At 47.5% G+C, this 22702-nt stretch carries 22 protein-coding genes; 5 read left to right on the top strand and 17 right to left on the bottom strand.

Going from position 1 to position 22702, the window contains the following annotated elements; genetic code table 11:
- The first annotated feature begins 186 nt into the window (after positions 1-186).
- Both RW114_RS12045 and RW114_RS12040 read left to right on the top strand, forming a co-directional pair.
- Positions 187-372, top strand: coding sequence for a hypothetical protein (locus RW114_RS12045; RefSeq protein ID WP_340123002.1), 186 nt, complete (start codon positions 187-189; stop codon positions 370-372).
- A gap of 399 nt (positions 373-771) precedes the next feature.
- Complete coding sequence (locus RW114_RS12040; protein ID WP_340123001.1) at positions 772-1014, top strand: helix-turn-helix domain-containing protein; 243 nt, start codon at positions 772-774, stop codon at positions 1012-1014.
- Positions 1015-1263: 249 nt separating this feature from the next.
- Here RW114_RS12040 and RW114_RS12035 read toward each other — a convergent pair whose 3' ends face one another.
- From RW114_RS12035 to RW114_RS12010, 6 genes are all read right to left on the bottom strand, one after another.
- Positions 1264-1923 (bottom strand): peroxiredoxin, encoded by a 660-nt coding sequence (locus RW114_RS12035; protein ID WP_340123000.1) that lies wholly within the window; start codon positions 1921-1923, stop codon positions 1264-1266.
- A 177-nt stretch (positions 1924-2100) separates the two neighbouring features.
- Positions 2101-2796, bottom strand: coding sequence for a type 1 glutamine amidotransferase domain-containing protein (locus RW114_RS12030; protein ID WP_340122999.1), 696 nt, complete (start codon positions 2794-2796; stop codon positions 2101-2103).
- Between the two features lie 618 nt (positions 2797-3414).
- Complete coding sequence (locus RW114_RS12025) at positions 3415-3642, bottom strand: hypothetical protein (protein WP_340122998.1); 228 nt, start codon at positions 3640-3642, stop codon at positions 3415-3417.
- An 81-nt stretch (positions 3643-3723) separates the two neighbouring features.
- Positions 3724-4872 (bottom strand): lipocalin-like domain-containing protein, encoded by a 1149-nt coding sequence (locus tag RW114_RS12020; protein ID WP_340122997.1) that lies wholly within the window; start codon positions 4870-4872, stop codon positions 3724-3726.
- A 29-nt stretch (positions 4873-4901) separates the two neighbouring features.
- Positions 4902-7589, bottom strand: coding sequence for an ABC transporter permease (locus RW114_RS12015; protein WP_340122996.1), 2688 nt, complete (start codon positions 7587-7589; stop codon positions 4902-4904).
- A gap of 132 nt (positions 7590-7721) precedes the next feature.
- On the bottom strand, positions 7722-8432 hold the full coding sequence (locus RW114_RS12010; RefSeq protein ID WP_340122995.1) for an ABC transporter ATP-binding protein: 711 nt from the start codon (positions 8430-8432) through the stop codon (positions 7722-7724).
- Between the two features lie 300 nt (positions 8433-8732).
- Between RW114_RS12010 and RW114_RS12005 the strand changes: the two genes are divergently transcribed.
- Complete coding sequence (locus tag RW114_RS12005; protein WP_340122994.1) at positions 8733-9602, top strand: arginase; 870 nt, start codon at positions 8733-8735, stop codon at positions 9600-9602.
- Here the strand turns inward: RW114_RS12005 and RW114_RS12000 are convergent.
- The 7 genes from RW114_RS12000 to RW114_RS11970 all read right to left on the bottom strand — a co-directional run bounded on the left by RW114_RS12000 (position 9594) and on the right by RW114_RS11970 (position 15940).
- Complete coding sequence (locus tag RW114_RS12000) at positions 9594-9929, bottom strand: 4a-hydroxytetrahydrobiopterin dehydratase (RefSeq protein ID WP_340122993.1); 336 nt, start codon at positions 9927-9929, stop codon at positions 9594-9596. The two genes, RW114_RS12005 and RW114_RS12000, sit on opposite strands and share 9 nt — an antisense overlap.
- 207 nt (positions 9930-10136) lie before the next feature.
- Positions 10137-11147 (bottom strand): ornithine cyclodeaminase, encoded by a 1011-nt coding sequence (locus RW114_RS11995; protein WP_340122992.1) that lies wholly within the window; start codon positions 11145-11147, stop codon positions 10137-10139.
- A 30-nt stretch (positions 11148-11177) separates the two neighbouring features.
- Complete coding sequence (locus tag RW114_RS11990) at positions 11178-11879, bottom strand: rubredoxin-like domain-containing protein (protein ID WP_340122991.1); 702 nt, start codon at positions 11877-11879, stop codon at positions 11178-11180.
- 24 nt (positions 11880-11903) lie between these two features.
- Complete coding sequence (locus RW114_RS11985; protein WP_340122990.1) at positions 11904-12749, bottom strand: RibD family protein; 846 nt, start codon at positions 12747-12749, stop codon at positions 11904-11906.
- Between the two features lie 250 nt (positions 12750-12999).
- Positions 13000-14364: an adenylosuccinate lyase gene (gene purB / locus RW114_RS11980; RefSeq protein ID WP_340122989.1), complete on the bottom strand. Its 1365-nt coding sequence runs from the start codon at positions 14362-14364 to the stop codon at positions 13000-13002.
- Between the two features lie 30 nt (positions 14365-14394).
- On the bottom strand, positions 14395-15486 hold the full coding sequence (gene mnmA / locus RW114_RS11975; RefSeq protein ID WP_340122988.1) for a tRNA 2-thiouridine(34) synthase MnmA: 1092 nt from the start codon (positions 15484-15486) through the stop codon (positions 14395-14397).
- Positions 15479-15940, bottom strand: a complete 462-nt coding sequence (locus RW114_RS11970) for an NUDIX hydrolase (RefSeq protein WP_340122987.1) — start codon at positions 15938-15940, stop codon at positions 15479-15481. Before RW114_RS11970 ends, mnmA begins: the two co-directional genes overlap by 8 nt.
- A gap of 189 nt (positions 15941-16129) precedes the next feature.
- Here RW114_RS11970 and clpS point away from each other — a divergent pair, with 189 nt between their 5' ends.
- Together clpS and clpA are read left to right on the top strand one after the other, a co-directional pair.
- Entirely contained in the window at positions 16130-16453 is a 324-nt protein-coding gene (gene clpS, locus RW114_RS11965) for an ATP-dependent Clp protease adapter ClpS (protein ID WP_340122986.1), read from the top strand.
- A gap of 12 nt (positions 16454-16465) precedes the next feature.
- Positions 16466-18739, top strand: coding sequence for an ATP-dependent Clp protease ATP-binding subunit ClpA (clpA, locus tag RW114_RS11960; RefSeq protein ID WP_340122985.1), 2274 nt, complete (start codon positions 16466-16468; stop codon positions 18737-18739).
- Positions 18740-18830: 91 nt separating this feature from the next.
- Here the strand turns inward: clpA and infA are convergent, their stop codons facing one another.
- From infA to RW114_RS11940, 4 genes are all read right to left on the bottom strand, one after another.
- Positions 18831-19049 carry a translation initiation factor IF-1 gene (gene infA / locus RW114_RS11955; protein WP_340122984.1) on the bottom strand — a complete coding sequence of 73 codons (219 nt, stop codon included), beginning with the start codon at positions 19047-19049 and terminating at the stop codon, positions 18831-18833.
- Positions 19050-19134: 85 nt separating this feature from the next.
- Complete coding sequence (def, locus tag RW114_RS11950; protein ID WP_340122983.1) at positions 19135-19668, bottom strand: peptide deformylase; 534 nt, start codon at positions 19666-19668, stop codon at positions 19135-19137.
- Positions 19665-21752, bottom strand: a complete 2088-nt coding sequence (gene ppk1 / locus RW114_RS11945; protein WP_340123004.1) for a polyphosphate kinase 1 — start codon at positions 21750-21752, stop codon at positions 19665-19667. The genes def and ppk1 overlap by 4 nt, the downstream gene beginning before the upstream one ends.
- Before the next feature lie 47 nt (positions 21753-21799).
- A complete protein-coding gene (locus RW114_RS11940; protein WP_340122982.1) occupies positions 21800-22702 on the bottom strand; it encodes a 1-aminocyclopropane-1-carboxylate deaminase/D-cysteine desulfhydrase in 903 nt (300 codons plus the stop codon).

The raw sequence follows: 22702 nt of genomic DNA, 5'->3' as shown, positions 1-22702 counted from the left end.
CAGTTTTTGTACAATTGAATTCGAAAAGCTTAGCGTTATGATTTTAAGTGCTCCTTTAAGTTTTTTCAGTAGAAATAAGTATATCTTCAAAGGAGTTTTTTACTGTTTTGGAAATTAATTTTCTGGAAGTCTATAGAAAACAAACTGCCCGCGTATACCGTAGGCAGTCTGCAAAGAAAATCTCAAATGGAGGTGCTGATTGAATTTATCAAAGCCTTGTTAGAGGATAAGAATCCTGCGGCTAAGCTCAAAGAATTGGCTGGACTTATTGATGAGGTTTTTCAGTTAATGCCTTCTGGAAAACATATGGTTGGGAGGGATTTGGGGCGTTTAGGGTCGACGGTTTCGCTACAGTACCGTGCTGCTGGATAATTTTCCAAAAATCAGGCTGCAAAAAATTTAAAAACTTGAACATCGAGTAATAGTATCCTTTTGAACAGCGTTGTTGGAAAAATTAAGTTTCTGCCAAGAACATGGACGATTTGACGCTATTTGAGACGCCGAAAAATAACGAATTATTGGCAACCCCTATGAAATCGTATTGATTTATTGAGGGTAATTTGAGGTGTTTTGTTTGCGGCTCCACTACTGTTACGCTTTCCTATACGCCTTCTAGGTGTTCGTACATATTCTAAAACGCCAAATTATTGCTTAAGCTATATGCCCTATGAGTAAGGCCTCAGTGGTAGCAAAGCATTTTCGCCCCCACTTTTTTATTTATTACTCAATCGATTCACCAGCGTACTAAAGCTCTTTGGCAAAAGAATTATGATGACAGCAGATATTGAATTTACTCCGGAAACATTAGATATTTTAAAAAAGGAAAGGCAGACCCACCCCATACCGTTAGTACGTAGGCGCCTGGAAGCATTGTGGCTAAAAAGCCGTGGACTGCCTAATAATAAGATCGCCTTATTGGTGGGCATTTATGAACGTACTTTGCGCGATTACTTTCAGTTGTATCAACAAAGCGGCGTAGAGGGATTGAAAAACCTTTATTTCTGTTTTGGTTAAAAATAAGTCACTTAGGTCGGGTAAGCTGTTTATGCCCGACATTCACACACATCAAAATGTCGGGCAACGAAAAGCTGTTGCCCGACCTACGGGGCTGTCGCAGTTCGATCTTAAGCGGTCGCTGAAAACATTAGACAGTCCGTATCGAAATGTCTAATGTTATAAGTTTTTAACCATATAAATGGCAGGATTTATAAGTTAACGTAGCGTCTCCAGGAGACACCAGAGGCTGACCGCTGGAATAACCTGCTAGTGCGGTTGCTTAACCAAACGCAGATATGGCTTTAGTGTTTTCCAACCTTCTTTAAACATTCCTTTTGCTTCCTCATCGGATACTGATGGGACAATAATGACATCTTCACCGTTTTTCCAATTAACTGGTGTAGCGACTTTGTGCTTAGCCGTTAGCTGCATTGAATCTAAAACCCGCAGAATTTCGTCAAAGTTACGCCCAGTTGTCATAGGGTAGGTAAGCATCAGCTTAATTTTTTTGTCTGGTCCAATGATAAAAACGGAACGAACCGTTGCATTTGTAGCTGCTGTTCGGCCTTCTGACGAACCTGCCTCATCAGCAGGCAACATATTATAAAGCTTCGCCACTGCCAAATCAGTATCGCCAATCATCGGATAATTAACAGCACAGCCTTGTGTTTCTTCGATATCTTTTACCCATCTGGAGTGGTTATCCACTGGATCAACGCTTAAACCAATAATCTTGCAATTTCGTTTCGTGAATTCAGGCTCTAGCTTTGCCATATAGCCCAGCTCAGTGGTACACACCGGCGTAAAGTCCTTGGGATGAGAAAATAAGATAGCCCATCCATTACCAATCCATTCATGAAAATTAATGATTCCATGCGTTGTGGCGGCTGTGAAATTAGGTGCTTCATCATTTATTCTTAATGCCATTTTTATTCTCCTTTGTGCTGTACGGGAACTGAAAAAAATACTAAGAAACGTATGCCGCGTCATTAATACGGAGCTGCATACTATCGGATATTACACGCCAGCCCAAAAATTATATAATTATTCATAGGTTAGCGAATAAGCCAAAAGTCGAATTTGCCTTTGCGGAAGGCCGGCGGATCAACTTATGCCTACCGGAGTCGACGCCAGCAGCTTGATGAGTTGCTGGGCCGCCGCTGTTGAAGACGCCGGATTCTGCCCGGTGATCAGGTGGCCATCGGCGATCGCGAAACTCTGCCAGTCGGCGACCTTTTCGAAGTGGCCGCCTAGGCGCTTGAGTTTGTCCTCGACCAGAAACGGCACTATCTCAGTGAGGTGAACGGCCTCTTCTTCAGAGTTTGTAAAGCCTGTGACGCGTTTCCCCTTCACTATCGGTTCGCCGTTAAACATTGCGTGGTGCAATACAGCAGGACCATGACAGACCGCCGCGACGGGTTTGCCTGCGTTGTAAAAGGTTTCGATCAAGGTATTCGAAATTGGATCTTCAGCCAAGTCCCACATCGGACCGTGACCGCCCGGATAAAAGATCGCGTCGTAATCCTGCGCCTTCACGTCGGACAATTTCGTCGTGCCGGCTAGTACGGCCTGCGTTTTAGGATCGTTCTTAAATCGGCGTGTAAGGTCGGTCTGCCCCTCGGGTGTGTCGCTCTTGGGGTCGAGCGGCGGTTCACCGCCTTTTGGGGAAGCGACCGTAACGCTAGCACCCGCATCAAGGAACGTATAGTAAGGGGCGCAGAATTCTTCCAGCCAGAACCCCGTCTTCCCCCCTGTATTCCCAAGTGTGTCATGAGACGTCAGTACCATCAGAATGTTCATGGTGTTCCTCCTTTGTTCAATCGATTAGGAAACTACGGCTGCGATTAAGCCAGAAGCGTGGAGACAGTCTATTGGACGAAGATAGGGTCGTGCCTCCTTATCAGTCCGCGCGACGAGCGGCGTTAACACTTCAATGTGCATAAAAATAGTTTTCGGATAACATAGATGTAAACCGAATGTCCGCAATTGGCTGCTGAGGGTCATCTATAGTTTAAAAGCGCCATTCCATTTCAACCGTTAAGAAACCATAACACTTCAAATTAAATACACAATTCGTATAAATACCTAAACGTACTAAAAAATCAGTTGCTTTGGCATTCTAATGCCTTGTTACGTATTTAAATTGTAAACAATATCGATCTGTCAATGACTGCTCCTGACCGAACTGAGACCGTCAGTGTCAGTTCAATTCAAGCAAATATTTTGAAACTGTCAGATCAAGTTCAGAGTTTTACAACTAATTTTGAACCTGATATCAAAACACCATGAGGGTTTTCAACCTGTGTTTCGTTCATCTACTGTTTTCGCCAGCGCTTGCAGTTCGGCAGAAATTATCACCGGATATTCCGGGGCATTGCTCAATTGACGCAATAACATGGGCAAACTATTCAATTGGCATCAAGCATATTCCCTGGCCTCGACAAGCATAGGCTGCCCGGCTACAGTCTTTCCGCCCTGCATAACCAATTGCAATAAGGGTTGGCCTGCATAAGGCGCATTGTCAACGTTAACGGTATCGCCGGACATAGCGCCGCTATCATAGCTGCGATAAGCCTGTTTGCGTCCGGGCCAGGTAGCTTTTCCTTCCGAGCACTTGCGCCGGGCAATTCCGGCATATTCCTGCAATTTATAGGCGCAGTCGAGATAAGGAGCATCGCCTTAATAAAATCTTCTTCATCCTGGAAACCGCATTAGACTCAGCGCTCATTAATACCCGGTCAATTCAACATAGCCCTGCCCTGAAACCGCTTTACCGTTTTTGGTTCCGTCAATGCGGACCGCGCCTTCCCAATACCGGTAACTGACATTGAGTTCCTGGTCATTTATTAACGGGACGATATCGACTTCAAGTTTCTGGCTGGGCACGGATAACCGCCACTGCGACGGATAATTAACCTTTGAATGAGGACTGCGCCAGGTATCGAGAGTTTTTATCGTGACGTCCTGCACTTTCAGCGGCACTTTCGTACTGTCCGCCAGAACGACAGAGCCGGCGCTGTTGCTATCCTGTTGACCGTCTTTGCGCCTTAATCGATAAAACATTAGTTCGCTGTTATCGGAGAACTGCAAAGCGAACCAGTCCCAGCCGCTTTGTTCTTTTGACAAGGAACTGGTGCTCCATTCCCGGTCCATCCAGCTATTACCTGTTACTGAATGATTAATGCCGGCTATGCTCAGAGTGCCCTGAGTCGGCAATCGGGTATAGGAGTAATAATAGGAGGCATTGCCGGGTTCAGCGCTTTTCCGGCTTAAGCCCTGCTCTCCCTGTAAAACCAGGCTTTTTTGCGTGTTTAATAGCAGATCAATGGCAAATTCATCGCTTTTAGCCCGCAAGCGCAACGGAAAATCCACCTTGCCCTCTGCCGTTGCCGACCAGTCATACAGCCAAACCTGATACTTGTTATCGGCTGCACCGGCAAGTTCATTGCCCGCCCTGCTGAAACGTTCATCCGTGTAAAAGCGGCCTTCTTTGACATCGGTCAGCGTCAAATGGGCCATGTACAGTTGATTATTTCGCCAGACAGACCGGGATGAAAGGGTCTTCGCCGAAAGCGCAAAGCGGAAAAAAGTCAGTTCATAGCCGAATTTCCTGCCATCGGGATTTTCCAGATTGCCGGTAAAATACCACCATTCAGTCCGGTAGGGGTTGTGCGCGCCGTGATCGAGTGGGAATGAGAACTTTTGAGGCTTTAAGGCACGGGCAAAATCTGCATCGTCTTCGGATAACAGCTCGCTGAACGATTTGTCTTTTTGGGCGGCTGTTTTACTGAAAGATTGATCGGCAACAAGTTCGATGTCGGATGGAAACAGCGAAGGCCGCCATAAAACAATCACCGCCAGGATAACCAGCAGCATGATCAAACCCAAAAAAATCCGCCGCCCCTTCATTCTGACCGCAACGCCTCTGCGGGCTTGGTTTGCGCCATTTTTAGCGCGGGCAAAATGCCGGCCAGCGTTGCTGCAATCACCGCCAAAGCCAGGCCCTGGTAGATCACCCCAGGATTAAAATGAAACGCCATCGTCCAGCCGAATGAGCGCTGGTAAATCACAAAAATCAACATATAAGCGACGATATAACCGACCGGAACGGCAATGAGGCCGGCGACCAGTCCCATCAAACCGGTTTCACCGGTAATCAGCACAGCCAGTTGCCCGGAAGTGATGCCTATGGCCCGCAAAATGCCCAGTTGCCGGGTTCGCTCAAACTGTAATGCCATCAACGCGCTGAACACGCCGACAAAAGCGATAGCGGCTGACAGCCAGCGCAATGTTTCAGTAATGGTAAAGGTCTGTTCAAATACCGCCATTGAAGCTTGATAAATCGCCTGATCGGATTGAACCGACTGTTGCCCTGTCAGGAGTTTATTGATCTGATTTTCCAGTTGTTGCAAGTCGACGCCGTCCTTGGCATAAACGCCGATGCCGGAATACCCCAAATCCGGCCAGTAATGCTGATAATTCCGGCGGCTCATGGCCAGATGTCCCTGATCGCCACTGTAATCCACATAAATACCTAGCACTTCAAAAGGCTCATTGCCTTGATCGGTCTGCAACCGAATTTTATCGCCAATTTTGACGCCATGGTGATAGGCATAGGGTTCGGTGACTATGACCGTCTGTTGCTGCTCAAACCGGTCCCAAAGTTTGTTATCCGTCTGATGTTTAAAGATAAAGCCCGGTCTGGATTTTTCATTCAGCTCAAACACCGATACTTTAGTAAAGTCATTTTCCGCCGCCGCGCCTGTCCCCGGAAGGCTTGTGGACACACCATCCCTGGCTATCGCCGCGCCAGTTCCCGACTGGCCTGCGGCATACACACCATCCCTGGCGATAACAATGTTGGTGTGTAATACACTGCTGAGTATTTTTACGCCCTGAAGTTCGGCCAGCTTCGCCTTTAAGCGATGATCCTCTTGCGCCTTGGCATCCGGCATCTTCTCACCCGGCAAGGAGACATAAAGATCGGCGCGGAGACTGGTTTGCAGCCAGTCCGCAACCGTCTGGCGAAAGCTGCCTATCATCAAATCCATGCCTATCATCGCGGAAACGGCAATCATTAACGCGGCGATGGCGATGCCTGTTCTGCTGATTTCAGCGGAAACCATGCGTGCCGGCAAGCGGACTAAAATGCCTGAAAATCGCCCGAATACACGTTCGATCAGCTTCATAAACATCAGCGTCAAGGCGGGAGTCATCATGGCAAATCCAAACAGCAGCAGGAAAATGCTGGCCAAACCCAAGACGATGCTTTTGCCGGACATTAACGCCAGCGCCATGCCGCCGAGTATAAATACCCCGCTAATCAGATTCGCGGTTTTGATTAAGCGGCGTATGCCCGATTCCAGCTGCGATCGAACCAATACCGTTACTGGCGATATGCGCGTCGCTTCAAACGCAGGCGGCAAAACCGCCAGCAGTGTAGCGGTAATTCCCAACAAGGCGCCCTTGCCTAATTGTAAAGGCGTGATCATTAATGAGGCCGCATCGATACGAAAATAAATGGCGTTGATGGTTCCCGAAATCAGATACAACAGTCCCTGTCCGAGAGCAATGCCCAGCACGATGCCGATCAGGGTGCCGATGGCCGCCAATAACAAAGCTTCGCCGATAATCACAATAAAAATCTGCCTCCGGGTTACGCCGATTGAACGCAAACTGCCGATCAAACGCCGACGCTGCATAACCAGAAAAGTCATCGTGTTATAGATCAGGAACATGCCCACCAGCAGCGAAAGCAATCCCAATGCTTTTAAATTGATCGAAAATGCCCGGGTCATTTCCCGCATGGCTTGCGACTGGCTTTCTGCCGCGACTAGCAAGGCATTACCCGGTAGCGTCTTACGTATTATCTCCAGGGATGGAGTGTATGCCGCAGACCTGCCGGGAGCAGGTGCGGCATCAGGCTGATGTTTATCGATCAGCACTTCGATGGAACTGAGCCGCCCAAACATTTCCAATACCTCCTGAGCAGTGGCGATATCGGTAACGATCAGCCGGGACAAAACCTGCTCGGATACAGCATTGTTTGGCGATAATAATCCGATAATTTTTAACCGGCGCTCGCCATGATCAGTATCGATAGTTAAATCATCTTCGATCTTCAGGCCCAACCGCGATGCGGTTTGCTCACTGATCAGCGCGGTATTCGGCTCGATGATCAAACGGGCTGACAAACCTGCGGTTGTGTCTTCATTTTGCCGGGTTTGCCAGATCGATTGAAATGATTTTTCAACGAACGGGTCGATCCCAATCAGGTTGAAACCGGCATCAGCTTGTTTTGACGCAAAAACATAAGCGTTCACTACCGGCGATAGTTTTTGTATACCCTCATCGACTCTGAGCCGCCGATACAGTTTTTCATCAAGACCGCCATCGCCGGCAACAATCCTGTGGGTTGCCACCCCGGAAAATGCTTTGCCTGCCTGATCAAAAGCATTGAGCGAACTTGCCATCGCCAGATCGATGGAAATTACCACTGCTACGCCCAGCGCTATGCCCACAATCGCCAGCGCCAGCTGCCAGGGATGCCGCCATAAAAAATTACGGCTGGCGCGATTTAGAACAGAGCTCACCGGCTAACCCTCAACCGCCGCGCCGGTTCCTGGCAGGCCTGCGGCATACACACCATCCCTGGCGATCGCCGCGCCTGTTCCCTACAAGCTTGCGGCATACACACCATCCCTGGCGATCGCCGCGCTTGTTCCCTACAAGCTTGCGGCATACACACCATCCCTGGCGATAACCAGCGACTTGTTGCGGATCGAAAAAATCCGGTCGGCTTTACCGAGTACCTCAGGGCTATGGGTCACCATGATCAGGGTCTTACCTGCTTTTTTTACCAGCGTATCGAACAACGCCAGCACCTGTTGCCCGGTATCCAGATCCAGATTACCGGTCGGCTCATCGGCAAGAATGACATCCGGATCGTGAATCAGCGCGCGGGCAATCGCGACCCGTTGCTGTTCCCCGCCGGATAGGCGGTCGGGGTAGGTGTCATAACGATCAGCGAGGTCGAGTTGCTCCAGTAGTGAGGCAACATTATTCCGCTCCTGACGGCTCGTGCGCTTGATCAGCTCCAGAGGCAACAGCAGGTTTTCACCAACCGTCAATGTAGAAATCAGATTATAAGCCTGGAACACAAAACCGATATGATGCCGGCGAAACAAGGTGCGATCATGTTCGGAAAGACCGGTTAATTGAATGCCGTTAATAATGATTTCGCCACTGTCCGGCTGATCGATGCCGCTGACCAGATTTAAAAAAGTCGATTTACCGGAACCGCTGCGGCCTAGCAAAACAATAAACTCGCCGCTGCTCACCTGCAGATTCAAGTCCTTGAAAATCTGATGCCGCTGCCCCGACTCCTGATAGCTTTTACTCAGTTGCTGAATGGTTATAGCCGCTTCTGTTGACATAGTGGCTCCGGCCGGATGAATATTCAAAGTATAACCGTGTAAAAAGGGAAACGTCCCCTTTTCCTTCAGTTGCTCTTTCTGTCGGTGATATCGATCCAGCAGACGTTTTCGCCCGCCTTACCGGCAAGTTTTTCATGGATCGACCTGTCATTGACGCATTTGGGACAGGCTCCATCGTAATAAACGTTACAATGGCTTTATCCTGATTCATATTTATTGCCTCCTATCCGCGAAGGTGATGATAAGAATTACAGGGGGTTCTGTTATTATCAGAAACTTCAAAACCTATATCCTCCTATTATGGCTATATTACAAACTTTAGGCGTAGCATCGTGTCTGGGCGGGCCAATGCGTACATGCGGCTATGCGGCGGAAATGCTGCACGATGAGTTTGCTAGGCAACAACCTGAACAACAACGCCTGAAGCTCCAGTGGCATATGATTCATCCCCAAAATCACGGATCAAAGGAGGAAAAATTATCCGCGCTTAATCAATCGATAAGCCGGTTTACTCAATACTGGACAGAACAAAACCAGGCTTTTCTGGTTATCGGCGGCGACCATTCCTGTGCGTTGGGAACCTGGGGCGGCGTGCTAAATGGGTTGCAGCAGCCCGGTAAATTCGGCCTGATCTGGCTGGATGCACACATGGATGCGCACACCTTTGCTACATCACCATCCGGCAATATTCATGGCATGCCGCTGGCTGCATTGCTTGGAAGAGCGGACAAAAAACTGGCGGCGATGTATCCCGGTTCCGATTTCATCAATCCGGAAAACCTCATTCTGATAGGCGTCCGAAATTATGAACATGAGGAATACGATCTGTTAAAGCACGCATCGGTAGAAATCGTTTTTTCCAGACAGATTGATGGGCTGGCCCAAGTGTTAATTAAAGCCATCGATAAGCTCAGCCTGTCTTGTGAGGTTATCGGCATCAGCATTGATTTGGATTTTATCGATCCTGACGATGCTCCCGGCGTTGAAACGCCTGCTCAGGGCGGTATCAAAGCCGTAGAACTGCTCGAAGCGCTTTCGTTGATTAATCGGCATCCAAAAATATGCGGCCTGGAAATCAGCGAATTTAATCCGGAAAAAGACTCTGAAAATAAAACTTTACACCTGATGAAAGACATTATTGAGGCGTTCTACGGCGAGACCTTACAGTAAAGCGTCAGTCTTGGCCGCCATGACAAAATCATTAACGTGCAGTCCTTTTATCTTGTGGGACCACCAGGTCACCGTCACCCTGCCCCATTCCGTTAAAATAGCCGGATGATGGCCTTCTTGCTCGCAAAGTGCGCCGATTTTATTGGTAAATGACAGAGCGTTTGCAAAGTTATTGAACTTGAAGGTTTTTTGTAAGCGCTTGATGCCGTCTATTTCAACAAGCTCCCAGGCTTGTAATTGCGGCATAAATTCGTCAATTTCCGCCTGAGTAGCCAATGGTGCGCCAATTCTGCATACTTCACACGTTTTACCAGTCAGGTCAGTCATAGATATTCTCCATTTGGGTCTGTGTAAAACAATAGGCTCGTACCGAGAATACTGCTTTTTGAATAATCACAGATTAAAGAAATCGATGTCTTGAATCAATAGGTAGTATCACCAATCTAGGGAGTTTACTGCGAATTGCCAGATTTTTATGCACTGAATGCCAACAGCTCATGAGCTTGAGCAGTGGGACATTCAAAACACAATATTTCAAGGATTCAAAAAGCCAAACAAGTTTTTAGGATCATTGAGTTCGGGTATTAAAGCCGACTCTGTACCCAATTGATGTTCTTTTTCCAGTTCATAAACAACCCGAAGTATGGAGTAATCCTCCAAAGCAAAACCGACTGAATCAAAGAGCGTAATCTCGTCATTATTCTGCCTTCCGGGCTTATGCTTGCAGACCAGTTCCCATAATTCGGCATAGATAAGATCGGCTGCGCATTGCTGCACCTCCCCTTCCACCAGACTTTGCGGTTTGTATTCAACCACCAGCTTGACCTGATGCAGGAATTCGGCAGATAGCTCGGTTTTACCCGGACAGTCGCCGCCCATTGCATAGATAAATGCGCCCGGTGAAATATCCTCGAATTCAAACAAGGACTGCCGTTTTTTGGCGGCGGTCGCCGTTATCACAATATCGGCATCACGCACGGCTTCGACGATACTGTCGCAAGGAATTAACCTGAACTCTTGCTCGATCAGATTTCGTGAGAATTTGACCATCGCCTGCGGATCGGTATCAAAAAAGCGGACTTCTTCCAGTTGAAAAAAACCGGCGAATGCCAGTACCTGAAATTCCGCCTGCGCTCCGGTGCCGATAATGGCTAATGATTTTGCCTCTTCACGGGCGAGGTATTTTGCCGCCAGAACGCCCGTTGCCGCTGTTCTGAACGCGGTCAACAAAGTCATTTCACTGAGCATTAACGGGTAACCGTCATCGGCATCACTTAAAAGTCCTATGGCCACAACATTGAGCTTGCCTTTAAGCGGATTGCCGGGATAACCGTTGACATATTTGAATGCATAGTACTGCCGGTCTGCACAGGGCATCAATTCAATGACGCCATCAGGATAATAGGTTCCGTGACGCGGCGATAAAATAAATTCATTCCAACGCCCGAAATCTTCCTCTAAATCGGCAATAACGCGCTTGAAGAAATTTTCCAAACCAGTGATCTGTATCAGTTTCAGGATGTCAGTAACGGTAAGAATTTTCATTATCCGCAATCGGTTAAGTGGCTGGAGGTTTTAATGTTTAATGGCACGTTCAAAATCGGGCAACCAGTCTTTGAAATCGCAGACATAGCTATAGCCGCAGACGGTTTTTAAAGAGTTGCGGTTAATGATGCTCAATATCCGCCCGGCTCTTTGTAAGGTTTCGGTTTTCGGGCCGAATGGGTTTACACGCATTTTCGGGCCAGGCGGAAATGCGTAATCGCAGATAAACAACACGTCCTGATAAATATAAAGCGTATAGCCCGGCGTATGACCGCCTATGTGATACGCTGCCAACCCGTCAATCGCAAAGTCATTGCTGAAGCGCTCATCGACAGGAAATGATTTGATGAGGGGATGATCGGCATCCAAGGCATGCAGATAGACTTTTGCGTTCCAGAGCTCGCGGTATTGATTGGATGCACCCATAAAGTGCGGGTGAGTAAAGAATATTTTTCTCACCGGTTCCAGTGTGCGATTGAATACGGAAGTGCAGTCGATCCAGACAGCCTCATGTTCCGTTTCAATCCGGTAGGCCGCATGTTCCAGTCCCAGTTTGGGCACCGAAACCAGCTGGGTAACGCTGTCATTGATTTGAGTGGCTGTGACGCGATAGATTTTTTCGGCTTCTTCCCAACCGAGGAATTTATCACGATGGGCTCCGCAAAAGAGACAGACATCCGGGGGATCGCCGATCATGTTGTAGCCACAGGTTGTGCAGACCCATTGTTTCATGTGCTTCCCCTTAAAAAATCAAATTTAAGTGTCTGTGCTTGTGGATCGCTCCACGCCGAATTGCATAAAAAACTGGCCGGATCCGGGCGGCGAGTCCTGTTCGTAGTACAGTGCTTCGAGTATCAGGTTGCCTTCCGGTCCCAACATAGACCCGGTCAATAAGGTACGGAAGTCTTTGCCGCCTATTAGCTGGTGGGTCATGGTCAGGTATAACCTTGATAACTGCTTGTCCCGGATGACAGTGTCCAGCATTTGCGGTCCGGCAATAAGGTAAATAGATTGGTAACCCAGTCCGCTTAACGCATCGATCAAAGGCGCGCCGTGAACCATGTTGTCTCCACCGGTAAAAAGTAGGGGATACCCCAAGTCCTGCCAGTAACGGATGCGATCAGGTGCGGCATTTCTTCCGGTGGCTATATAAACGTCTTGCCCATGTTCTTTGAGACTGTCGTGCAACGGAAAATTCAGGCTGGCGCTGGCGATGATCACGGCAGGCTGAGGCTGTAAACCATGGTTCCGGCGCCATTCAACAAGATCCTTGTTCCTGACCTGCAAGATATTGCCTAACCGTCCTTCGCCCAAGGCCCGCATATAACCGCCATGGGTAATAAGGCAATCCGCCTGAGCATGCAGTTCCATAAACAGGCCAAAGTCGGAAGCTGTTGTTATATGTTTGGGGATATAGGTGCCTTGATGAGCGGTATCTTCCAACGCAATGCGTCCGTCCAGGCTCGACAGAAAATTGGCATAAACAAACGGACATGCGGCTGTTCCCAGTTCATGTAATTGATGGGCAAGATATAGACCTTTAACGGAGGCTTTTTCGCAAGGATGCGGATAAAACTGCAATAGTTTTGTATGCATACACATATTATTGATCCTTTATCCAGTTTATAACTTGCTTTTATTACCATGAAGGACATGAAGATAATGAAGAAAAACGTAGAGCGTAACTACAGTAAATTCTTCATGCTCTTCATGGTAAAAATAAATGACATCCCCTGAAATCAACACCCGAAAAATGGAACGCAGACAACTCAAAAAAAATCCTATTTTTATCATAATTATTGGCGCTTATCTGCGTCTATCATAATGTCTGAGCAGTCACTCCCAAGATGCCCTAAATTCCTTTAGCGAGTTTTTCAGCATAACCGGTGTAATTGCGCGGCGTCAATTCCAGCAAAATGGTTTTTGCTTCAGCCGGAATGTCCAGTTTCTCAATAAACGCCTGCATTTGTTCGGGAGTAATGCGCTGGCCCCGGGTGAGTTCCTTTAATTTTTCATAAGGTTTTTCAATGCCGTAGCGACGCATCACGGTTTGTATCGGTTCCGCCAACACTTCCCAGTTGGCATTGAGATCAGCCTCAATCGCATCGACATTGATCTGTAATTTGGATATGCCCTTTAAGCTGGCCTGAATGGCAATAGACGTATGGGCGATGCCGACGCCGATATTTCTCAACACGGTTGAATCGGTCAAATCCCGCTGCCAGCGTGATACCGGCAGTTTTTCGGCCAGAAAACCGAATATCGCGTTGGCTAAGCCTAAATTGCCTTCCGAGTTTTCAAAATCGATCGGGTTGACTTTGTGCGGCATCGTCGAGGAGCCGATTTCTCCGGCAATAGTTCTTTGTTTGAAATAACCCAGCGAAATATAGCCCCAGATGTCGCGGTCGAAATCCAGCAAAATGGTGTTGAAACGGGACAGTGCATGAAAATATTCGGCAATATAATCGTGCGGTTCAATCTGGATGGTGTAGGGGTTGAATTGCAGGCCTAAAGATTCGACAAAGTTTTGGGCAAATTCCGCCCAATCCACATCGGGATAAGCCACACAGTGCGCATTATAATTACCTACGGCGCCGTTTATTTTGCCTAATAATTCTACGGCTTGCAGTTGGTCTTGCTGACGTTGCATACGTGCGACAACGTTGGCAAACTCTTTGCCCGTGGTGGTCGGCGTCGCCGATTGTCCGTGGGTGCGCGACAACATCGGCTGATCGGCGGTTTCCACGGCGATGGTTTTTAGCGCCGCGACGCAGTCGCCAATTTGCGCCAGGATCACTTCGCGGCCTTCTTTGAGCATTAACGCGTAAGACAGGTTATTGATGTCTTCCGAGGTGCAGGAAAAATGAATGAATTCGCTGACTTTTTCCAGTTCTGCGCAACCCGCTATTTTTTCTTTCAGCAGGTATTCAACAGCTTTGACATCGTGGTTGGTAGTTTTTTCGATGTCTTTAACGCGTTGCGCGTCGGCCGCTGAAAAATTATCGACGATGTTGTTTAACAGCTGCGCTGCCGCGTCGCTGAACGGACTGACTTCGGTAATCAGCGGATGTTCGGCCAAGGCTTGCAGCCAGCGAACTTCCACGAGGACTCGAAAACGAATCAGACCGTATTCACTGAAAATAGGCCGCAGTTCTGCAACCTTGTCGGCGTAGCGGCCGTCGATAGGAGAAATAGCGGTGAGGGCGAAATTAGTCATAGGATTATCCGAGTATTTAAGTGTATGTTGTTATTCGTTATATTTGGATTCAATAATCCCGCCGCCGAGGCATATGTCGCCATCGTAAAAAACGACGGATTGCCCGGGTGTAATGGCTCTTTGCGGCTGGTCGAATGTAGCCTTGCATCGGTCGTCGCCGATCGGTTCCAAATAACAGGGCTGATCTGCCTGACGATAGCGGGTTTTAGCGGTGCACCGCAGGGCTTCTGTCAACGGCCGGTTGCTGCACCAATCCAGTTGACTGGCCTCCAACGTGTTATGCAACATCAACGGATGATCGTGACCCTGGCCGACGATCAGGATATTGTGTTCCAAGTCTTTTTCCAGTACATACCAGGGTTCATCCGGTGCATTTTTAACACCGCCTATACCTAAGCCCTGGCGTTGGCCGAAGGTGTAATACATCAGGCCATGATGCTTGCCGATATACTGCCCTTCCGGGGTGCGCATTTCGCCGGACTGGGTCGGCAGATAGCGTTGCAAAAATTCGGTGAATTTGCGCTCGCCGATAAAACAAATGCCGGTGCTGTCTTTCTTGCGGCTGTTGGCAAAACCGGCTTTATCGGCCATAGCCCGGATTTCCGGTTTATGCAGATGACCTATCGGAAACAGGGTGCGCGATAATTGTTTTTGGCCCAGCGTGTACAGAAAATAACTTTGCTCTTTATTGGGGTCCAGGCCTTTTAATAAAAAGAACTCACCGTCGTTCTCGGCTACTTGCGCATAATGTCCGGTGGCAATATATTCCGCCCCCAAATCTTCTATCGCATAATTTAAAAAGGCTTTGAATTTAACATGTTTGTTGCACAGAATATCCGGGTTTGGCGTACGACCTGCTTTAAATTCGGCCAGGAATACTTCAAATACCTCATCCCAATATTCGGCGGCAAAATTGACGGTTTTTAATTCGATGCCCAATTTATCGCAAACCTGTTGGGCGTCAGCGAGATCTTCCATCGCAGTACATTGTTCGGTGCCATCATCCTCTTCCCAGTTTTTCATAAACAAACCGGTGACTTGATGGCCTTGTTCTAACAGCAGCAAAGCGGTTACTGAAGAATCGACACCGCCGGACATGCCGACGATTATTTTTTTACTCATGGTCAAGATCGATAAATGATTTAAGCAAGGATAAGGGGTAACGTTGCCCGCTGAGATATTCGTCTATACTGATAAGCACTAACGGACTACGCAAACGATGCCGCTCGGCTTCGACTTCATCGCGCGTTAACCAGTGAGCGGCGATTATGCCGTCATCCAGTGCTTGCGCCGGGTTATGTGAATGGCAGCGGCCTGAAAAACACACTCTGACAAAGCTCGGAAAATCGGGGTTTTTTCGCCAAAGCTGGATAGATACGACATGCTCAGGTTCAAACTGCCAGGCGGTTTCTTCCAGCACTTCGCGCTTTACTGCGGCAATCAGATCCTCGCCTGCTTCAAGATGCCCGGCAGGTTGATTGAATTGGAGCCCGCTAGTGGTTTCTTCTTCTACGAGCAAAAAGCGTTGGTCTTGCTCAATAACTGCGGCAACTGTAACGTGCGGCTTCCAAACCATTGCAAAATTCCGGGCTATAAAAGCTAACATTTTACTAGATCTGGAGATATTATGCTGGTAAAAAAGATTCTGGGATAATGCTACCAGCTCTTCATAAAGGCCTTGTTAATTTTGTTGCAAATATTAAGAGTTGAAATTCGCCAGGATTGGCACTATGTTAGTAACTTGTAATATTTTACTATTTCAATTATGTCTGATTTTGATCCGTACAAAGATAAAGATGGCGACTTGGCTATTCAGGAAGCCAAGCCCAAGTTAAAAAGACCGCCTTTATACAAGGTTATCCTGTTAAATGATGACTTTACGCCGATGGATTTTGTCATTGAAATTTTGATGGATTTTTTTGCTATGCCTGAAGAAAAAGCAACTCAGGTGATGCTGCAAGTACATACGCAAGGGGTTGGTGTGTGCGGTACGTATTCTAAAGATGTTGCAGAAACCAAAGTCTATGTAGTTAACGACTATTCCCGAGAGCATCACCATCCGTTGATGTGTTCGATGGAAGAAGTGTAGGTTGGAGAGCTTATGTTAAGTAAAGAACTTGAAATTACGTTGAATAATGCCTTTAAAAATGCGCATGATAAACGACATGAATTTATCACGGTTGAACATTTGCTGTTGGCATTGCTCGAAAATGCTTCTGCGCAGCCGATTTTAATCGCCTGCGGCTGCGATATTAAGACCCTACGCGGCCAGTTGACGCAGTTTATTGATGAAACCACATCGCTAATTCCGGTCGGTATCCAGCGGGAAACCCAGCCTACCTTGGGATTTCAACGAGTGTTGCAACGCGCTGTTTTTCATGTGCAGGCATCTGACAAGAAGGAAGTTTCCGGTGCCAATTTATTTGTGGCCTTATTCAGCGAACAGGATTCCCACGCGGTTTATCTGTTAAATAAACAGGATATTTCACGGCTGGATGTGGTCAATTACCTGGCTCACGGCATTTCAAAAATTGACCCTGAACATGATTCGCCAAATAGCCCTTCACAGGAATCCGGCAATCCCGATGCCGAAGCTTCGGGCAGCCCGCTGGACAAGTACGCCACCAATCTCAACGAAGAAGCGCTAAAAGGCCGAATTGATCCTTTAATCGGCAGAGAAGCGGAGGTTGAACGCACTATTCAGACGCTTTGCCGCCGTCGCAAAAACAATCCTTTGCTGGTCGGCGAAGCCGGTGTAGGAAAAACGGCTATCGCAGAAGGCTTGGCGAAACGTATTGTTGAGGAGCAAGTGCCGGACGTTCTGATCAACAGTGTGATTTATTCGCTGGATTTGGGCGCCCTGGTTGCCGGCACCAAATACCGGGGAGACTTTGAAAAACGACTTAAAGCGCTGTTAAATCAACTTAACAAGGAGCCTGATTCGATTCTGTTTATTGATGAAATTCACACCATTATCGGCGCAGGTTCGGCTTCCGGCGGAGTGATGGATGCGTCCAATTTGATTAAACCGGCTCTGGCTTCCGGCCAGTTGCGTTGCATAGGCTCTACCACCTATCAAGAGTATCGCAGCATTTTTGAAAAAGATCATGCCCTAGCGAGAAGATTCCAAAAAGTCGATGTACTTGAGCCTTCCGTTGAAGACACTATCCTGATTTTAAAAGGGCTTAAATCACGCTTTGAAGAACACCATGATGTTAAATATTCCGCTGAAGCATTACGTGTCGCGGCGGAATTATCGGACCGCTATATTACCGACCGGCATTTGCCCGATAAAGCCATCGATGTTATCGATGAAGCCGGTGCAAAACAGCGTATGACGGCTGAGGCTGACCGCAAACAGCTTATTGATGTTGCCGAAATAGAAGATATCGTCTCCAAAATAGCCAGAGTGCCCGCAAAATCGGTATCATCCAATGACATCGACAAGCTGAGTAATCTGGAAAAAAACCTGAAAATGCTGGTCTTTGGGCAGGATGAAGCGATATCGGCACTGGCATCGGCGATAAAATTATCGCGCGCTGGCCTCAGGGATACGCAAAAAACTATCGGTTCATTTCTGTTTGCCGGACCGACAGGCGTAGGTAAAACCGAAGTGACGCGGCAGCTGGCTAAGGTGCTGGGCGTAGAATTGATTCGCTTTGATATGTCCGAATACATGGAGCGGCATGCCGTTTCCAGGCTGATAGGTGCGCCTCCAGGCTATGTAGGCTTTGACCAGGGCGGCTTATTAACCGAACAGGTTAACAAGCATCCTCATGCGGTATTACTGCTGGACGAATTGGAAAAAGCCCATCCTGATGTTTTTAATCTGTTATTGCAGGTAATGGATCACGGCTCATTGACCGACAATAACGGACGCAAGGCCGATTTCCGCAACATCATTCTAGTGATGACCACCAACGCAGGAGCGGAAGAATGCAGCCGTGCCTCTATCGGCTTTACCCATCAGGATCATGCTACCGACAGCTTGAAGGTTATCGAAAAAGGCTTCTCGCCAGAATTTCGTAACCGTCTGGATGCCATCATTCAATTTAAACCCTTGGATATTTCGATTATCGGACATGTGGTGGATAAATTCATCTTTGAATTGGAAGCCTTGCTGACAGACAAGCACGTAACACTGGCATTGGATAGCGATGCCCGCTTATGGTTGGCTGAACACGGTTGCGACCCAAAAATGGGAGCCAGACCGATGGCGCGACTAATTCAAGAGAAAATCAAGAAACCTCTGGCTAATGATTTGCTGTTTGGCGAGTTGGCGCACGGCGGACATGTGCGAATTTACGTGAAAGATAATGAACTGAACTTCGCTATAGAAAGCACTGAGTTGATTGTTCCTGAAGCCAATTTTTAATACGGCGGCCGCGTCCGCAACTGGTCTTTAATACGGCGGTCGAGCCATATAATTATTCAACAAACTTGCGTTAATCCTGTTGATAACAGGATTAACGCATACGAAATGTAATACGACCTTTGCTTAAATCGTAAGGAGTCATTTCAACTTTAACGCTGTCCCCGGTAAGAATACGGATATAATGCTTACGCATTTTTCCTGAGATATGCGCAGTCACGATATGACCGTTTTCCAGTTCGACGCGAAACATGGTATTAGGAAGCGTGTCAATCACCTTCCCTTCCATTTCAATTTGATCTTCTTTGGCCATTTATAATAATCCTTGGTATTTAAAGCGGCCAATAGTAACATAAACGCATTTTTAACAACAGTACATTTGTTTTCTTAACGGCCTATTAACCTGCGCTATCAATCAACTTAACAAATTCACTTTCCGCGAAAATATCTGCATTATTCTCCACCCTATCCAAATAGGTTTTACCCTCCAAGTGGTCAACTTCATGTTGAAATATTCTCGCCACAAACCCGCTTAGCCTAGCCTCCACCAAGCTGCCCTGTTGGTCTGTATAGCGGATCATTATGTCCCGATACCTCGGCACTAAGGCGCGTATTCCCGGAATACTCAAACAACCCTCCCAGTCCTTTTCTTGTATTTCCGACAAGACATCAAAGCGAGGATTAATCATTACCGTCGGCGCCATCAATGGCGCCGACGGATAACGAGGCGTAGGTCGTGAGGCAATAATAATGATCCGCTTCGATTCGCTGATTTGGGGCGCAGCAATGCCAACACCTTGAGTCGATGCCAGGGTACTGAACATAGCTTCAATTATCTGCCGAATCTCACCATCATGTACATCAGCGACAGTTTCAGCTTTTTGTCTGAGCACCGGATCGCCTAATTGGGCAATTTCACACACCCTTGTCATTGCAACTCATGCATAAGCACGGCCTGTGCCTGAATCGGTTCTTCAGCGTCGGCTTTTTGTAACCGTTGATAACTGCCGTCAGACTGTAATATCCACGCTTGAGTGTTATCGTTTAAATACAAATTCAGATCCTGCAAAATTCGGCCTTGCAATTTTTTATTTTCAATCGGAAAACAAATTTCAACACGCCGGAACATATTGCGATTCATTAAATCAGCACTGGATGCGTAAACTTCCCAGTCGCCGCCATTTTCAAACGCATAAACCCGGGCATGTTCCAAAAATCGCCCGATAATGGAACGCACTTCTATATTCTCAGAAACACCCGGAACGCCTGGCCGCAAACAGCACACGCCCCTGACAATCAATTTAACCTCAACCCCGGCCTGTGCTGCGCGGTAAAGCGCCCGAATAGACTGCTCTTCAACAACAGCATTCACTTGAATAATTATTTTTGCCGGTTTTCCGTTTTTGGCATGGCGTATTTCCCGTTCAATTTTATCCATCAAGCCACTATGCAAGGTGAACGGCGACTGCAACAGCTTATTCAATCGAGTTACTTTACCCAAACTGGTCAGCTGGGCAAATACCCGCCGGACATCCTCACCCAATTCCTTATCGCAGGAAAACAAGCCATAATCGGTGTAAATCTGCGCCGTTTTCGGATGATAATTCCCGGTACCCAAATGCACATAATTACGCAATTGCTTGCCTTCCCTTCTTAACACCAGACACATTTTGGCGTGGGTTTTATAGCCTACCACGCCATAAACCACGTGCACGGCAGCCTCTTGCAGTTTGGCGGCCAAATCGATATTGGCCTTTTCATCAAACCGCGCCCTCAACTCGATAACCACCGTCACCACCTTACCGGCTTTCGCCGCCGTGATTAAGGCGCTGACGATAGGCGAATCGGCTCCGGTACGATACAGCGTTTGCTTGATGGCCAGCACGTCAGGGGAAACCGCCGCCTGACGAATAAACTCAACAACCGGCGAAAAAGACTCAAACGGGTGATGCAGCAAAATATCGTGGCGCTTAATCGCCGCAAAGATGTCTTTGCTGCGTTCCAGTTGTTGCGGTAAAGCGGGTTTAAAGGGTGGGAATTTAAGATCGGGTCGACCGACCAGATCATTAATTTCCTGAATCCTGTTGAGATTGACCGGCCCGTCAACCAAAAACAAACGACCACGGTTCATCTCAAAACGATCCAGCAAAAATGTTACGGTTTCATCCGGGCATTTGGCGTCAACCTCCAAACGAACTTCATCACCGTAATTACGCATGGCCAACTCACCTTCCACGGCAAGCAACAAATCGTCAATGGCATCGTCATCGACAAAAAAATCACTATTCCGGGTGACTCTGAATTGATAGCAGCCTTTGACATTCATACCGTTAAATAACTGATCGATAAACGCATGAATAATCGATGATAAAAACACGAAATCCGCCGCTCCGCTAGCAGTATCCTCGACCGGCAATTGAATGATGCGCGGCAAGGCTCTTGGCGCTTGTAAAATAGCCCGACCGCTGTTTCTGCCGAAAGCATCTTTTCCGGTCAGGGAAATAATAAAAGTCAGACTCTTGTTGAGTATGCGCGGAAAAGGGTGCGCCGAATCCAGTCCGACCGGCGTTAAAATCGGCAGCAACTCATCATTGAAATAGGCTTCCAGCCATTTATGCTGCGCTTCGCTCCATTCCTTACGGCGAATAAAGCGAATGTTTTCCTCGGCCAGTTTGGGAATCAGAATCTCGTTAAGAACTTGATATTGCTCGTCAACCAGCTGATGGGCATGAACGGAAATCAGCTCCAGCTGCTCGGCAGGCGTCAAGCCATCCGGGCCGACGGCTTTGGGATCGATAGCCGCCATCTGAATAACACTGGCGACGCGAACCTCGAAAAACTCGTCAAGATTGGAACAAGAAATGCATAAATAATTAAGCCGTTCAAGCAGCGGCACTTTTTCATCTTTCGCCTGCGCCAAAACCCGCTTATTGAACTCCAGTAAGCTCAATTCCCGATTAATATAAAGTTCCGGTTTTTGAAGATCGATTATTTCTTCTATGTCGTTTATGTCCATGCTGTACTCAGGTTCAAAATCAGTTGCTACTATTTTTTCGTGATTCATCAGCTAAACCCTCTTTTTCCCTGCAAGCCTCCGGTGTGTAACGCAATAATACGCTCGCCAGGCTTGAAGTAGTGTTTTTTGATTAAATCGTAGACCGCGTACATCATTTTTCCGGTATAGACGGGCTCAAAAGGAATGTTGGTTTTCAACTCAAAGTCATTGGTAAATGCGTTTAATTCCGCATTGACTTTGGCAAAACCGCCAAAATGATAATCCAAGTTTATCTGCCAGTTATTGCGTGATTGTGACAACATAGCCTCAACCTCCCCCAGTAAAAAACCTGCGTTTTTTAATGCCGCAAACCCTAGCACCGACACCTGTTCCTGAGCTGCATCAATAATACCCGCCAAAGTCGTCCCGGTTCCACAAGGCACACAAAGTGTGTCGTATGGAATTTCTATCTCGTTAACCAGCTCGGCCACACCTTTCAATGCCAATGTTTGTGCCCCGCCCTCTGTCAACCAGTATTGACCCGGCTCTAAGCCAGGCAATGCCTGATGGTTTTTGTATTGCCTGAGCAATCGGTAATCGGCACGAGATACAAACCTCAGTTCCATACCCCAGTCTTTGATGTCCGACAACGTCGGCGTCAGTGTTACCGGTTGCTTACCACGAACAAGCCCGATAGTTTTCAATCCTAACACCTTACCCACATAAGCCAAAGCATGCAAATGATTAGAATAAGCGCCGCCCATGCTGATGATAGTATCCGCATCTAACGACAAGACATGATCAAGACTGTATTTAAGTTTGCGCCATTTGTTACCGGAAATCACCGGATGCAGCAAATCGTCACGTTTCATCCACAACTCGATTTGATATTGCGCAAGCATCGGATCATCGATCTTTGTTAGAATCGATGGCTTGAAAGTTTTTTCCAGCTTTATCAGTTCGGGGTGCAT

Source organism: Methylobacter svalbardensis, assembly GCF_037671525.1.
GTDB lineage: Bacteria > Pseudomonadota > Gammaproteobacteria > Methylococcales > Methylomonadaceae > Methylobacter_A > Methylobacter_A svalbardensis.
The sequence above is the reverse complement of the archived record's forward strand: the minus strand, read 5'-3'. Positions and strand labels throughout refer to the sequence as shown.

What these genes read in the sequence shown, in the direction of transcription:
- RW114_RS12045 (WP_340123002.1), top strand. Translation starts at nt 187, where the DNA reads ATGGAGGTGCTGATTGAATTTATCAAAGCCTTGTTAGAGGATAAGAAT.
- RW114_RS12040 (WP_340123001.1), top strand. Translation starts at nt 772, where the DNA reads ATGACAGCAGATATTGAATTTACTCCGGAAACATTAGATATTTTAAAA.
- RW114_RS12035 (WP_340123000.1), bottom strand. Translation starts at nt 1,923, where the DNA reads ATGGCATTAAGAATAAATGATGAAGCACCTAATTTCACAGCCGCCACA.
- RW114_RS12030 (WP_340122999.1), bottom strand. Translation starts at nt 2,796, where the DNA reads ATGAACATTCTGATGGTACTGACGTCTCATGACACACTTGGGAATACA.
- RW114_RS12020 (WP_340122997.1), bottom strand. Translation starts at nt 4,872, where the DNA reads ATGCTGCTGGTTATCCTGGCGGTGATTGTTTTATGGCGGCCTTCGCTG.
- RW114_RS12010 (WP_340122995.1), bottom strand. Translation starts at nt 8,432, where the DNA reads ATGTCAACAGAAGCGGCTATAACCATTCAGCAACTGAGTAAAAGCTAT.
- RW114_RS12005 (WP_340122994.1), top strand. Translation starts at nt 8,733, where the DNA reads ATGGCTATATTACAAACTTTAGGCGTAGCATCGTGTCTGGGCGGGCCA.
- RW114_RS12000 (WP_340122993.1), bottom strand. Translation starts at nt 9,929, where the DNA reads ATGACTGACCTGACTGGTAAAACGTGTGAAGTATGCAGAATTGGCGCA.
- RW114_RS11995 (WP_340122992.1), bottom strand. Translation starts at nt 11,147, where the DNA reads ATGAAAATTCTTACCGTTACTGACATCCTGAAACTGATACAGATCACT.
- RW114_RS11990 (WP_340122991.1), bottom strand. Translation starts at nt 11,879, where the DNA reads ATGAAACAATGGGTCTGCACAACCTGTGGCTACAACATGATCGGCGAT.
- RW114_RS11985 (WP_340122990.1), bottom strand. Translation starts at nt 12,749, where the DNA reads ATGTGTATGCATACAAAACTATTGCAGTTTTATCCGCATCCTTGCGAA.
- purB (WP_340122989.1), bottom strand. Translation starts at nt 14,364, where the DNA reads ATGACTAATTTCGCCCTCACCGCTATTTCTCCTATCGACGGCCGCTAC.
- mnmA (WP_340122988.1), bottom strand. Translation starts at nt 15,486, where the DNA reads ATGAGTAAAAAAATAATCGTCGGCATGTCCGGCGGTGTCGATTCTTCA.
- RW114_RS11970 (WP_340122987.1), bottom strand. Translation starts at nt 15,940, where the DNA reads ATGGTTTGGAAGCCGCACGTTACAGTTGCCGCAGTTATTGAGCAAGAC.
- clpS (WP_340122986.1), top strand. Translation starts at nt 16,130, where the DNA reads ATGTCTGATTTTGATCCGTACAAAGATAAAGATGGCGACTTGGCTATT.
- clpA (WP_340122985.1), top strand. Translation starts at nt 16,466, where the DNA reads ATGTTAAGTAAAGAACTTGAAATTACGTTGAATAATGCCTTTAAAAAT.
- infA (WP_340122984.1), bottom strand. Translation starts at nt 19,049, where the DNA reads ATGGCCAAAGAAGATCAAATTGAAATGGAAGGGAAGGTGATTGACACG.
- def (WP_340122983.1), bottom strand. Translation starts at nt 19,668, where the DNA reads ATGACAAGGGTGTGTGAAATTGCCCAATTAGGCGATCCGGTGCTCAGA.
- ppk1 (WP_340123004.1), bottom strand. Translation starts at nt 21,752, where the DNA reads ATGGACATAAACGACATAGAAGAAATAATCGATCTTCAAAAACCGGAA.
- RW114_RS11940 (WP_340122982.1), bottom strand. Translation starts at nt 22,702, where the DNA reads ATGCACCCCGAACTGATAAAGCTGGAAAAAACTTTCAAGCCATCGATT.